Below are 14,301 nucleotides of genomic sequence, written 5' to 3' on the forward strand. Positions count from 1 at the left end.
GCGTCATACGATCTTAACAGAAATCATTTCTGCAATTTACATATTTCTTGAATGTGTTTTTTACCGCTTGGAAGGATTCTTTATACGCTTTCGCGAAAGCGTACTTTTTATGTATATCATCTAGTGTCTATGCAAGAGAATCTATATCTTTGAGTATGGAGCTTTCTCAACTCGACATACAATTAAAAACACTCCCAACAAGCCCTGGAATATACCAGTATTACGATAAAGATGAAAAATTACTCTATGTAGGTAAAGCAAAAAATCTTAAGAAAAGAGTCCTCTCATATTTTAATAAAACGCTTGATAACGGTCGTATTCGTACGATGGTTAAAAAAATACATGAAGTACGCCATATTGTAGTAGAGACTGAGACCGATGCATTACTGCTTGAGAATAATTTGATAAAAAAATACCAACCTCGGTATAACGTACTTTTAAAAGATGATAAGAGTTATCCCTGGATTTGTATAAAAAATGAACGTTTTCCTAGAGTATTTCCTACTCGACGTTTGATTAAGGATGGCAGTGAGTATTATGGTCCGTATACGAGCATGAAAACAGTCAAGACATTACTTGATCTTATTAAAAGTTTATATAAGCTTAGAACGTGCAATTATGATCTCTCTAAAGAAAAGGTAGCAGCTGGAAAATATAAAGTATGTCTTGAGTATCACTTGGGTAATTGTGAAGGCGGATGTGAAGGAAAACAAACCGAAGAAGATTATCACAAACATGTAGAACATATCCGTCAGATCGTACGAGGAGATTTTAAGGAATCGTTACATCAGTTTAGAGATCAGATGCAAAAACATGCAGCGGCTATGGAGTTTGAAGATGCGCAACGTATCAAAGAGAAACTAGACATACTTGAAAATTACCAAGCAAAAAGTACTGTAGTAAATCCTAAAATTACCAATGTAGATGTGTTTTCTATTATTAGTGATGAAGGCTATGGGTATGTAAATTTCTTGCAATTATCACATGGAGCGATTATACGATCGCATACACTAGAACTTAAAAAACGACTTGACGAGACAGATAAAGAGTTATTGGAGTTAGGGATTATAGAAATTCAGCAGCGGTTTGACTCACAATCTAAAGAGATTTATGTGCCTTTTGAAGTCGATCTTGGTGATGCAATAAAAGTAACAGTCCCTAAACTGGGCGATAAAAAGCGCATTTTAGAACTTTCTGAACGCAATGCAAAGTATTATAGGATGGAGCGTTTTAAGCAAACTAAAATCGTTGACCCTGATCGTCATACCAATCGTATTATGGCGCAAATGAAAGTTGATTTACGACTTTCTGAAGAGCCCAGACACATAGAATGTTTTGATAACTCAAATATACAAGGTACAAATCCCGTGGCAGCATGTGTGGTTTTTAAAAATGGAAAACCTAGTAAAAAAGACTATCGCAAGTTTAATATAAAAACGGTAGAAGGCCCTGATGATTTTGCGAGTATGGAAGAAGTTGTTTTTAGACGGTATAAAAGACTCCTTGAAGAAGATCAGCCCTTACCACAACTAGTGATCGTAGACGGAGGAAAAGGACAACTTTCAAGCGGTTTAAAAGCATTAGAAACATTAGGCTTACGAGGTAAAATAGCCATTGTAGGGATTGCAAAACGACTGGAAGAAATATATTATCCTGGTGATAGTATTCCGTTATATCTGGATAAAAAAACAGAAAGCCTTAAAATCATACAGCAATTACGTAATGAAGCGCACCGCTTTGGGATTACATTTCATAGAAATAAAAGAAGCAATGCTGCGTTAGGTACAGAGCTAGAAGAAATCCCGGGTGTTGGAGAAAAAACAATTGTGACATTACTAAAGCATTATCGCTCTGTTTCTAAAGTAAAAGAAGCGAGTAAAAAGAGTCTTACAGAAGTAGTTGGAACAGCAAAAGCGGCTATAATTTATAATTATTACCATATAAAAGAATGAAACTAAAACTTACTTTTTTGTTCCTATTTGCTGTACTTTCTTTAAGTGCTCAAGTAGGTAATGAAAAAGATGTAAAAGTAGGACTTGTTTTAAGTGGAGGAGGAGCTAAAGGACTTGCACATGTAGGTGTTCTTAAAGTATTAGAAGAGGCAGGTGTAAAAATAGATTATATAGCAGGCACAAGTATGGGAGCTATCGTAGGAGGATTGTATGCTTCTGGATATAGTGCCACACAATTAGATTCCCTTTTTAGAGCTGTAGATTTTGACAAAGTCATTCAAGATGAGTTGCCACGTAAGGCAAAGACATTTTATGAAAAAGAGGCTTCAGAAAAGTATGCGATTTCATTACCATTTGATAGTTTTAAATTGTCGCTCCCACAGTCTATTTCTAAAGGACAGAATACGTATAATCTATTAATACGTCTTTTAGAACATGTAAATGGCATAGATGATTTTACACAATTACCTATTCCGTTTTTTTGTGTTGCTACAGATATAGAAAAAGCAGAACAAGTTATTTTAGACACAGGGTTTTTACCAGAAGCTATAAGTTCTAGTGGCGCACTTCCTACATTATTTAAACCTGTAACTCTAGGCGATAGAATGCTTATTGATGGAGGGGTTTTAAATAATTATCCGGTTAACGAGCTTCGAGCCAAAGGCGTTGATGTGATTATAGGGGTAGATGTACAAGATGGACTTCGTGAGAGAGATCAACTGACTACGGCACCAGATATTTTTTTACAGATCAATAATTACCGTACTATAAAGGAAATGGAAGGAAAACGCGATAGTACAGATGTGTATATACGCCCTGACATTAAAGATTTTAGTGTGGTCGATTTTGATCAAGCAAATGTGATTATTGATCGAGGAGAGACGGAGGCATTAAAGCAATTTGATGCCTTAAAGGACATTGCAATGCGGCAGGGTACGCTTTCGCGAAAGCGTATGAAGGAACCTAAATTAAAAGATAGCATCAAGATAGATGCTGTTGTAATTCGGGGAAATAAAGATTATACACGATCGTATATTTTAGGGAAATTACAGTTAGATCTTCCAGTTACATTAGACTATGAACGTTTCAGTAATGGGATTAATAATCTCGCTGCAACGGCAAATTTTGATCGTATAGGACATCGATTTGACAAGATACCTGAAGGGACATTATTAAACATAGATGTTCAAGAGTCTAAAAGCAAACAATCTATAGGTTTAGGATTACATTATGATGATTTATATCGTAGTGCAGCGCTAGTAAATTATACTAGAAAACGTATTCTTTTTGATAATGATATCGCTACGTTTGATCTTATCATAGGAGATAATATTCGATATGCATTTAACTATTATATAGATAAAGGATATTATTGGAGTGTAGGCATACGATCTACGTATAATACATTTAATAAAGGCGTAAGTGCTCGACTTGTAGAAGAAGTTAGTAATGCTGATTTAGCTGGACTTAGTCGCGTTACATTAGACTATCAAGATCTTACCAATCAGATTTATTTACAAACACTTTTTGTAAAACAATTTTCTTTAGACTTGGGCATACAACATAAGTTTCTTGATGTAGAAACCGAAACAGTAGATGACGATGATGATATACCAGGTTCTGTTTTTGAAAAAAGCAATTTTTTTGGAGCCTATGGGCAGTTGCGATATGATTCTTTAGATAATAGATACTTCCCAAAATCTGGAGTGTACTTTGATGGTGATTTTGATTTGAATTTATATTCTTCAGATTTTAATGATAATTTTACGGAGTTTTCAATTGCAAACGCTTACTTTCTGTATGCAGCAAGTATTGCCAAAAAGTGGACATTTTTAACAGAGTTAAGTGGTGGTTTTAAAATAGGCGGTGAAGATGTGCGATCTCTTGATTTTTTTCTAGGCGGATATGGCAATAAAAAGATCAATAATCTAGTTCCCTTTTATGGATATGATTTTATAAGTATTGCAGGAGACGGGTATGTAAAAGCAGGGTTTTCTGTAGATTTTGAATTTCTTAAAAAGAATCATTTTAATATAGGTGTAAACGTTGCTAATGCGGGATATAATCTCTTTACTTCAGAAGAGTGGCTTACGCGTCCAGATTTTACTGGATATGCATTAGGATACGGGATGGATACATTTTTAGGACCCCTTGAATTAAAGTATACGTACAGTCCTGAGATCAAAACAGGTGAATGGTTTATAGCTATAGGATTTCAATTTTAATTAAAAATTGATTGATTTTAAGTTAAAATTTTATATAATTATCAATTTTTTAACATAATCAATTAAAATAATGGCACGTTATGTGTGTTTTCATAATAAATGTTTAACTAAAACCTATTTATTATGAAGATCATCATCACAACTATCGCCGCCGCAACTATTTTACTAACTAGCTGCACAAACAAGCAAAAAGAAGTAACTCCTAAAAACGATACCACTACTTTAGAGACTAAGAGTGAGGTTACCTCTGAAAAACCATTATTAGCACAATTAGATGTTCCAAAAGAAGCTCCTGTTGCCTCTGTATTTTATGTAAACGCAACAAGTGGTCTTTCATTACGATCAGGAACAAACTTACGTTCAAAGAAAATTTTGACACTTCCCTACGGATCACAAGTAAAACATATGAGCTCGCCAGAACATACAACAATGACTATTGCGGGTATTACTGGAGATATGATTGAAGTAGAGTATCAAGGAGCAAGAGGCTTTGTTTTTGATGGATATCTTACTCGATTAGCGCCTCCACAAGATGGAGAATCTGTAGAAGGATATGCAAAGCGTATTTCAACAAAAGATCATGCGGTAAAGGTTAGTAAGGTTAAAAACCCAAAAGGAGAAGCATTTGGTATTACAACACGTATAGAACTACCAGCTTCTAATTGGACAGAAGCCTATAGAATTACAAAAGAATTATTTGATTTACCTAAAAGTTTACAACCTGATTTAGTTTCAAAAAAGAAATCTGAAGTTGTGGCTAATGTAAATAAAAGAGAAAAAACATTTAAAGATGAGATCGCAGTACATAGAGGCACCGCATCAGAAATTACATCTATCGTGTATACATATCAATTAAGAGGTTATAACAGAAGTGTTACCATTGCAAAAGATAAAAAAGGATTTATTGTAAAGGAAGTTGAGGTTTCGAAGTAATTATGCTCATTTTTATAGCACAAAAAAAGCGTTCTTTAAGAACGCTTTTTGCTTTTTATAGTATATCTCTTACACTTCAGAAACACGTAATGTATTTACCATACCTTTTTCTACAATAGGCATTGCTGCTAGACTAATAAGCATGTCTCCTTTTTTTACAAATCCCATCTCGTGGGCAATTTTATTTACATCTTCTACCGTTTCATCAGTACTAACATATTTATCATAAAAAATAGCTCTAACACCCCATAAGAGATTAAGTTGCGTTAAAATACGTTTATTTGATGTAAATACTAAGATATGTGCTTTTGGTCTCCAGGCAGAGATTTGAAAAGCAGTGTATCCACTATTGGTAAGTGTTGAGATTGCTTTTGCACTTATTTCATTTGCCATATGTGCTGCATGATAACAAATGGCTTTTGTAATGTATCTTTTCGTACGTATATGTGGTGGGTCCTGTGGCACTTGAATAAGTTCAGAATCTTCTACATTTTTGAGAATGGATGCCATTTTCTGGATGACCTGCACAGGATATTGTCCTACAGATGTTTCTCCACTAAGCATTACGGCATCTGCTCCATCCATAACAGAGTTTGCAACATCATTTACTTCTGCTCTTGTAGGAGTAAGACTAGAAATCATAGTCTCCATCATTTGAGTAGCAATAATTACAGGAATACGTGCTTTTTTAGCACGTAGCACAAGTTTTTTCTGAATAAGTGGAACTTCTTCTGCAGGGATTTCTACACCTAAGTCTCCACGAGCAACCATTAAGCCATCACAATACGCAATAATTTTATCTATATTTTCTACAGCTTCCGGTTTTTCAATTTTAGCTATGATAGGAATTTTATATTCTGAATGCTCATCTATTATAGCTTGTAATTGCTTTAAATCTTCTGCATGACGCACAAAAGAAAGGGCTAACCAATCTACTTTTTGGCTAATAGCAAAAATGGCATCTTTAACATCTTTTTCTGTTAGTGCAGGTAACGAAATATTTGTGTTTGGAAGGTTTACACCTTTTTTAGAACGTAAAGGCCCACCTTGTATAACTTTTGCTTCTACTTCGTTTTTACCATCTGTTTTTACTACTTCAAACATGAGTTTACCATCATCTAGTAAAATACGTTCGCCTTTTTTTACATCATTAGGAAACTGAGCATAATTCATATATACCCTGTCTTTAGTACCTTCAAACTCTTCCTTTGTAGAAAAGATAATCTTATCTCCAGGATTAACAACGACTTCTTCTTTCATACGACCTACTCTTAGTTTAGGTCCTTGAAGATCTGCAAGGATCGCTGTATTATGTTTGTATTTTTTGCTAAGATTACGAATCATTTTGATACGTTCTATGACATCCTCATAGTCTGCATGCGAAAAATTAATTCTAAAAACATCAACCCCTTCTTTCATCATTTTTAAAAGAGTCTCTTCTGTACTTGTAGCAGGACCTAAGGTAGCAACGATTTTGGTTTTTTTTCTAGTTGGCATTATTCAAAAATTAAGTTTTCTTTTGTTTTAAGTTGTTTTATATCAACAGTGTATGCGGTTACAATTTGTGGTATTTGGTTAAGCTCTTTTAGTGTTTTTGTTTGCGCAAACCCACTCCCTTCTTCACTTACTTTTAATAAATAGTCTACACGAGGTAAATCTTCTAAAAAAAAACGCCTTTCTATAGCAGTTTCAGATTCAAATAGACTGGAATGCGTATCAGTTCGCTCTTTTTTAATTTTTGTAAGATTACTAAAAAGATGATACGTTGCGTATTGTTTTTCGTTATGATATTCATATACTGGAAACTCTGCAGGGATAACATCATGACTTATTGTTAAATTGGTTCTACTTCTTTTGAGTCTAAGATTTAAATGCTTATTAAGTAAATAAGCAAGATAATAAGACTCTATAGCTCCATGTATAGCAATAAGTGTAAAGTCATAACCAAAATCATCTTCTAATACTAGCTTAAATGTCCCCATAAAAATGACTGCGAAATTTAAAGATACATAAAACTAACCTTATTACATATGGATATATGCGACAATCTTATATAAAAAGATACGCAAACGTTTGAGTTAGATAATTAAGCCGAAAGTTTTATACAGGAAGCGTGAAAGAAGTAATAGTTCCTTTATTCTGTGTACTTTCTATTGTTAAAATTCCATTGTGGATCTCTATAAATTGCTTAGATAAAATGAGACCTAAACCAGAGCCTTTTTCTTGTAAAGTTCCTTTTTGAGTTGTTATTTTAGTAACATCAAATAAAGAATTAAGATATTCTTCAGGCATACCAATACCATTATCTTCAATACTAAAAGAAAAGGAAGTATCTACTTTATTTAGCTCTATAACGACAACCCCATCAGGATGAGAATATTTTATAGCATTAGATAATAAGTTACGAACAACAGTCGCAATCATATTCTTGTCTGCCATTACTTTGACGTCTGTACTGGCCTCTATAACTATGTTTATATTTTTTCTAAGGGCTTGTTGTTTCTGTGTCTTTATTTGATCTTTTACAAGGCTAAGAATATCAATTTTTTGTGGCTCATAGTGAGTTTTACCTGTTTGGATTTTTGACCACTTCAATAAATTATCTAAAAGAGAGAGACTATTTTTACTGGAGTCCCCAAGAGCCTCTATGATCTGATTTGTTTGATTGTTTGGCTTCTGTTCTTCTTTTAAAAGATCTAGAAAATTAATAACAGAAGATAAAGGACTTCTAAGATCATGAGCAATGATGGTAAAAAATTTATTTTTTGTTGCAACAAGTTCTGATAGTTCCTTTTTTTGTTTAGCAATTGTTCTGTTTTTACGCTTATAAAAATATAGTTGAATAATAATAAAAAGCATAAAACTTAACAATAAGGTATACCATAAGATCATTAATAATAACAATCTAGGATTCCTTTTATAGGAATCTTTGTAGGCAGTTTCTATAATAAACTTTTTATTGAAAAATGGAATTTGTGTGCCTATAAAATCTTCATCCTTTAGATCAAAATTTCTCCAGTACTGTTCATCTTTTTTAGTATTGTATATTTTTTTACCGTCATATACACGTTCTCTATCAAACTCTACACCCGTAGACGTTTTAAATCTAAAAGTATATTGTGTAGTATCTATATTGCTATATACACGATCAATAATAGGTTTGAAATCTTTTATAATAGAAAAGTAGCCCATGTCCTTGTTAAGAGAACTATACGCTTTGAAACCAATAGGAAGCCCTACGCGACCTTCCACAATATTATATGGGTTAAAGGCGACATAGTCTCTTCTTTTTAGTTTCTTTTCCATGAGTTTGACCCCTTTTTCGCTTACAAGGTCTTTAATAGATGTTCCAATAAGATCGCTAGGATCTATTAGGTCTTTAGTAAAAGAATATTTAAAAAAATGTGTTGAATCTATATACGAAATAACATAACTATCATCTATTGGGAGACTAGATAACTGATAATCTACAAATTGATGAAGTGCTTCTTGAGAGGGAAATTCATTTGATAGTTTAACATATGAACGTATACCTGACATTAAAGTGGCATAGTTGTTCAGAGCATTTTGAAAATCGGATGCTGTTTTTTTGTTTAACTTTTCTAAACGTATTTTTCTGTTTTCTTTTTCTTTTTCGGTGATATATGAATCAGCCCAAAATACTAGAATACCACTTATTATAGCAAATAGTGCAAAAACAGAATAATATTTTTTAGGTAAACGAAAAGACATCTAGAGTTAGGGCTCTGTTAAACAACAAATGTAAATAAAATCTTAAAGACTTTCTTTATTTGTTTTCTATTTGTCGTTGAAACACGTAAAAAGACCGTTTAGATGCGATTTCTTCAGCCTTTTTCTTAGACGTTGCCCGTGCTTTCGCTATAATTTTACCGTCAATATATAATCGAACAGCAAAATGTTTAACGGTATCTTTTCCTGTATCTTCATAGGTGTCAAACTTAAAAGTTTTCTTTTCTTTTTGGCACCATTCTATAAGAACACTCTTATAACTTATAATTCTACCTTCAAGTTTTTCGATGTCTACATAAGGATTAATAACCCTCTTATAGATAAACTTTTTACAATATGGATAGCCTCTGTCTAAATATATTGCACCGATAAGTGCTTCGAATAAATTTCCATGAATATTAACTCCAAAATTCTCTTTTGGAATATTTGCTTTTACATATCGTAATAAATTGAGCTCATTACCCAATTCATTTAGGTGTTTTCTACTTACAACTTTAGAGCGCATTTTGGTAAGATATCCTTCATTTCCACCTTGAACAGCTTCAAAAAGATGTGCAGCGATAACAGCGCCTAGCATTGCATCACCTAAAAACTCTAATCGTTCATAATTTAAAGGGTTGCCATCTTCTTTTTTAAGTCCTAAGGATCTATGTGTAAAAGCCTTTTCATAATGGCTTATGTCTTTAGGTTTAAACCCCAAGATACTTTGCATGCGCATAAAAAAAATCCCGTTCGTATTTGAACGGGAAGAAAATATTTTTTTTATGGCGCTCATACTATTAAGCGTCTATTTTTTTGAATAGCACACAAGCATTATGACCTCCAAAACCGAAGGTATTACTCATCGCTACATTAATTTCTTTAGGTTGTGCCTCATTTAATGTAAGATTAAATGAAGAATCAATACGTTCGTCTACAACACTATGATTAATTGTTGGAGGCACTAAACTATGTTTCATAGCAAGAATAGAAGCAATAGCCTCTATCGCTCCAGCGGCACCTAAAAGGTGACCTGTCATAGATTTTGTAGAATTAATATTGATGTTTTTTGCGTGATCTCCAAAAACTTTAGAAATAGCTTTTAATTCGGCGACATCTCCTAAAGGAGTAGAAGTACCATGTGTATTAATATGATCTACGTCTTGAGGAGTCATTCCTGCATCACGTAAACAATTAAGCATTACACGTTCTACACCAATTCCATCAGGATGCGGTGCTGTCATATGATAGGCATCACTAGACATTCCTCCACCTACAACTTCTGCGTAGATATGAGCCCCTCTAGCTTTTGCATGTTCATATTCTTCTAATATCAATGCGCCTGAACCTTCTCCTAAAACAAAACCATCACGTGTAGCATCAAAAGGTCTTGATGCTGCTTGTGGATCGTCATTTCTAGTAGATAAGGCATGCATTGCATTAAATCCTCCCATTCCTGCTTGTGTCACAGCAGCTTCACTTCCTCCCGTTACAATGATATCACAATGCCCTAAACGTATATAGTTCATAGCATCGATCATTGCATTTGCAGAAGAAGCACAAGCAGAGACCGTTGTATAATTTGGTCCCATAAAGCCATGCTTAATAGAGATATTACCAGGTGCAATATCTGCGATCATTTTAGGAATAAAGAAAGGATTAAATCGAGGTGTACCATCACCTTGAGCAAAATTAATAACTTCATTTTGAAAAGTTTCTAATCCTCCAATTCCGGCACCCCAAATAACACCTACTCTAAATTTATCAACTTTTTCTAGGTCAATTCCAGCATCATTGATGGCTTCGTCTGAAGCCACCAATGCGTACTGGGCAAATTTATCTAACCTTCTAGCTTCTTTACGATCAAAAAAATCTAGAGCGTTAAAGTTTTTAAGTTCACAAGCAAATTTTGTTTTGAACTTTTCTGCATCATAATATGTAATAGGAGCACACCCACTTTTTCCTGTGGATAATCCATCCCAGTACTCTTGAATATTATTTCCTATTGGTGTAAGTGCACCAAGTCCAGTAACTACTACTCGCTTTAACTCCATAAATAATAAGACTTATTTTGCCTCTTCTATATATGATATTGCTTGACCTACGGTAGCAATGTTCTCGGCTTGATCATCTGGAATTTGAATATCAAATTCTTTTTCAAACTCCATAATAAGTTCAACAGTGTCTAGTGAATCGGCACCTAAGTCGTTTGTGAAGCTAGCTTCGGTTACAACTTCGTTCTCGTCTACACCTAATTTGTCTACGATGATAGCCTTTACTCTTGATGCAATGTCTGACATAATTTCTAAATTTAATTTTTTAATTAAGTGGCAAAAATAACAAACCTTTATGGTTTGATCACTATTGCCGCAAAAATATGAAGGTAATTTACGTAAATATTAAATAATTTCTCTAATAAAAACCTTCAAATTGTTAATAATAATCGTTTGTTTTGCACATTATAACAGTGTCATAAATATATGAAACGTATTGTAATTTTTGCTTCGGGTAACGGTACAAATGCCCAACGTATTATTAATCATTTTAAGGGTCGTACGGATGCTCAAGTCGTGCAAGTGCTCAGTAACAACAAGGATGCCAAAGTTTTAGAGCGTGCAAATAAGAGTCAAATAAGTGCCATTAGTTTTAACAGAACAGCACTCTATAAAACCGACGATATTGTACATCTTTTACAAGCAACAAAACCTGACTTAATTGTCTTGGCAGGATTTTTATGGCTTTTTCCAGAAAAAATAATTAATCTGTTTCCTGAGCAAATTATCAATATTCATCCTGCATTATTACCTAATTTTGGAGGTAAAGGTATGTATGGGAAGCATGTTCATGAAGCTGTATACGCTTTTGCGAAAGCGCATAAAGGGCAAAAAACCTATACGGGAATTACAATACATAAGGTAACACCAGAATATGATAAAGGAGATTATATCTTCCAAGAAAAAGTAGAAGTTACCCCAAAAGACACGCCAGAAACAATAGCCGAAAAAGTACATCAATTAGAGTATGAACACTTTCCTGTAGTAATAGAAAGGCTCTTATTTAATACGAAATAGAGATGAGATTTCCGCCTTCGCTGAAATTGAGAAATGAAAATATACCCGCTTACGGGACATAACAATGAGTAAAAAGAAAGAAAAGTTTTATGTGGTTTGGCAAGGTAAGAGACCAGGCATTTATCTTACTTGGAAAGACTGTAAGGCAATGATAGATGGTTTTGCAGGAGCACAGTATAAATCTTTTCCAACCTTTGCAGAAGCAAAAACGGCGTATAATAAAGACTATGCTGATGTAAAAGGAACTTCTAAAAAAAAGAAAGTGCTTACTCCAGAAGAAAAAGCCAAATATGGAGAACCTAATCTATATTCTATTGCCGTAGATGCTGCGAGTTCAGGAAATCCAGGCATTATGGAGTATAGAGGAGTAGATACACAAACAGTAAAGCAACTTTTTCATCAAGGACCTTTTAAACAAGGAACAAATAATATAGGAGAGTTCTTAGCGCTTGTACATGGGTTAGCATATCTAAAAAAAATAGGGAGTGATCGTATTATTTATTCAGATTCTCGTATTGCTATAGGTTGGGTGAAAAAGAAAGCCTGCAATACAAAACTTCAAGAAAGTCCTCGTAATAAAGAAGTATATGATCTTGTACGTCGTGCCGAAAAATGGCTAAAAACAAATACGTACACAACTACTATTGTCAAGTGGGAAACAAAAGCTTGGGGAGAGATTCCTGCAGATTTTGGAAGAAAGTAATTACTTTTATACCCTTTGATTTGTAATTTTTTTAAAATTTGCGCTACTAAACCCCCGCTATGAAGACATTGTTTTATCTTACTTTTTTTATGTTACTCTCTTTTGGTACAAGCACTCCAGAGAAATGGAAACTTAAAAAATCAAAAGATAATATAGAGATCTATACACGTGCATATCCAGATAGTCCTTTTAAAGAATTTAAAGCAACGTCTGTTATAGAGACTACTTTTGAAGAGTTATTGTTTGAACTATATGAAGCACCTACCTATACATCTTCTTGCGAATTTAACATAAGCTATCGTATTCCTAGTGATAAAGAAAACTCACGATTTTTTTATTATAAACAGGAAATGCCTTGGCCACTAAAAGATAGAGATGTAGTAACAGAGTTAAAACTAGTAGAACATACAGAAGATAGAATATACCTTTCTATAGAAACAGTATCTAATGTATTAGATGTTCAAGATAACTGTTTGCGTATTGAAAAACTTTCTGGGTTTTGGTTATTAGAGAAAGAAGAAGAGGGTATAAGAGCGACACAACAAATACATATGGACCCAGGAGGTAGAGTGCCAGCTATTATTGTAAACCCACTTATAGTAAAAGGACCTTTTAAGACATTTACAGAGCTACATCGTAAGCTAGATTCATATAAAGAAATGTCTCAAAATTGAGACAAGATTTCGTGTTTTTCTTTTTCTTTAAAACTATATCTTTGCAAAAAAACATAGATGAGTAAATTAGTCATTGTTGGAAGTTGTGCATTTGATGCTATAGAAACTCCTTTTGGTAAAACAGATAAGATTCTTGGTGGTGCTGCTACGTATATAGGTCTTTGTGCCTCACAATTTAAAAACGTAGATACCGCTATTGTATCTGTTGTTGGAGAAGATTTTCCACAAGAATATATAAACCTTCTGACTAATAGAAATATTAATATAGAAGGATTAGAAGTAGTAAAAGGAGGAAAAACCTTTTTTTGGAGTGGTAAATATCATAATGATATGAATACTCGTGACACCCTTGTTACAGAATTAAATACCCTTGGAGATTTTAACCCTCAAGTTCCTGCGAGTTATCAGGATGCAGAGATTGTAATGTTAGGTAACTTACAGCCTACTGTGCAACTTAGTGTCATTGAACAAATGACAGACCCTAAGCTAGTTATTCTCGATACTATGAATTTCTGGATGGATATTGCATTAGATGAACTTAAGACAACACTTAAAAAAGTAGATGTTATTACGATAAATGATGAGGAAGCTCGTCAATTAAGTGGAGAGTATTCTTTAGTGACGGCAGCTAGAAAGATTCATGAAATGGGTCCTAAATATGTAGTGATTAAAAAAGGAGAGCACGGAGCACTATTATTTCATAATGAAGAAGTGTTTTTTGCACCTGCATTACCACTAGAAGAAGTATTTGATCCTACAGGAGCAGGAGATACTTTTGCTGGAGGATTTGCTGGATTTTTAGCAAGTAGCGGAGATATTACGTTTGAAAATATGAAACAAGCATTGATTTATGGATCTTGTCTCGCTTCCTTTACCGTAGAAAAATTTGGAACAGAACGACTAGAAAACGTAACAACCGAAGAAATAAGAAAACGTCTGCAGCAGTTTAAACAGCTAACGCAGTTTGAAATAGAACTTAATTAATATAAATGCGCCCCAAATTTGGGGCGCATT

Annotated in this window: 13 protein-coding genes; 7 read left to right on the plus strand and 6 right to left on the minus strand. The window is 33.8% G+C overall.

Features of this window, described 5'->3' with window-relative positions:
* The first annotated feature begins 155 nt into the window (after positions 1-155).
* The 3 genes from uvrC (at position 156) to Q1A60_RS04370 (ending at position 5,110) form a co-directional block, all read left to right on the plus strand.
* Positions 156-1,952 (plus strand): excinuclease ABC subunit UvrC, encoded by a 1,797-nt coding sequence (uvrC, locus tag Q1A60_RS04360; protein ID WP_299762580.1) that lies wholly within the window; start codon positions 156-158, stop codon positions 1,950-1,952.
* Positions 1,949-4,177, plus strand: coding sequence for a patatin-like phospholipase family protein (locus Q1A60_RS04365; protein WP_299761920.1), 2,229 nt, complete (start codon positions 1,949-1,951; stop codon positions 4,175-4,177). Before uvrC ends, Q1A60_RS04365 begins: the two co-directional genes overlap by 4 nt.
* A gap of 123 nt (positions 4,178-4,300) precedes the next feature.
* Entirely contained in the window at positions 4,301-5,110 is an 810-nt protein-coding gene (locus Q1A60_RS04370) for a hypothetical protein (protein ID WP_299761923.1), read from the plus strand.
* Positions 5,111-5,179: 69 nt separating this feature from the next.
* Here the strand turns inward: Q1A60_RS04370 and pyk are convergent, their stop codons facing one another.
* The 6 genes from pyk to Q1A60_RS04400 all read right to left on the minus strand — a co-directional run bounded on the left by pyk (position 5,180) and on the right by Q1A60_RS04400 (position 11,139).
* Positions 5,180-6,607: a pyruvate kinase gene (pyk, locus tag Q1A60_RS04375; protein ID WP_299761926.1), complete on the minus strand. Its 1,428-nt coding sequence runs from the start codon at positions 6,605-6,607 to the stop codon at positions 5,180-5,182.
* Positions 6,607-7,092 (minus strand): IPExxxVDY family protein, encoded by a 486-nt coding sequence (locus Q1A60_RS04380; protein WP_299761929.1) that lies wholly within the window; start codon positions 7,090-7,092, stop codon positions 6,607-6,609. The genes pyk and Q1A60_RS04380 overlap by 1 nt, the downstream gene beginning before the upstream one ends.
* Before the next feature lie 118 nt (positions 7,093-7,210).
* On the minus strand, positions 7,211-8,842 hold the full coding sequence (locus Q1A60_RS04385) for a HAMP domain-containing sensor histidine kinase (RefSeq protein ID WP_299761932.1): 1,632 nt from the start codon (positions 8,840-8,842) through the stop codon (positions 7,211-7,213).
* Between the two features lie 55 nt (positions 8,843-8,897).
* Positions 8,898-9,635 carry a ribonuclease III gene (rnc, locus tag Q1A60_RS04390; protein ID WP_299761935.1) on the minus strand — a complete coding sequence of 246 codons (738 nt, stop codon included), beginning with the start codon at positions 9,633-9,635 and terminating at the stop codon, positions 8,898-8,900.
* 4 nt (positions 9,636-9,639) lie between these two features.
* Complete coding sequence (gene fabF / locus Q1A60_RS04395) at positions 9,640-10,893, minus strand: beta-ketoacyl-ACP synthase II (protein WP_299761938.1); 1,254 nt, start codon at positions 10,891-10,893, stop codon at positions 9,640-9,642.
* 12 nt (positions 10,894-10,905) lie between these two features.
* Positions 10,906-11,139: an acyl carrier protein gene (locus Q1A60_RS04400; protein WP_008269813.1), complete on the minus strand. Its 234-nt coding sequence runs from the start codon at positions 11,137-11,139 to the stop codon at positions 10,906-10,908.
* A gap of 180 nt (positions 11,140-11,319) precedes the next feature.
* Between Q1A60_RS04400 and Q1A60_RS04405 the strand changes: the two genes are divergently transcribed.
* The 4 genes from Q1A60_RS04405 to Q1A60_RS04420 all read left to right on the plus strand — a co-directional run bounded on the left by Q1A60_RS04405 (position 11,320) and on the right by Q1A60_RS04420 (position 14,271).
* Positions 11,320-11,910: a phosphoribosylglycinamide formyltransferase gene (locus Q1A60_RS04405; protein ID WP_299761942.1), complete on the plus strand. Its 591-nt coding sequence runs from the start codon at positions 11,320-11,322 to the stop codon at positions 11,908-11,910.
* Positions 11,911-11,974: 64 nt separating this feature from the next.
* A complete protein-coding gene (locus tag Q1A60_RS04410) occupies positions 11,975-12,613 on the plus strand; it encodes a ribonuclease H family protein (protein ID WP_299761945.1) in 639 nt (212 codons plus the stop codon).
* Between the two features lie 59 nt (positions 12,614-12,672).
* On the plus strand, positions 12,673-13,287 hold the full coding sequence (locus Q1A60_RS04415) for an START domain-containing protein (RefSeq protein WP_299761948.1): 615 nt from the start codon (positions 12,673-12,675) through the stop codon (positions 13,285-13,287).
* A 57-nt stretch (positions 13,288-13,344) separates the two neighbouring features.
* Entirely contained in the window at positions 13,345-14,271 is a 927-nt protein-coding gene (locus tag Q1A60_RS04420; protein WP_299761951.1) for a PfkB family carbohydrate kinase, read from the plus strand.
* The last annotated feature ends 30 nt before the right edge of the window (positions 14,272-14,301 follow it).

Origin of the sequence: uncultured Dokdonia sp., from assembly GCF_947492535.1 — a bacterium.
GTDB lineage: Bacteria > Bacteroidota > Bacteroidia > Flavobacteriales > Flavobacteriaceae > Dokdonia.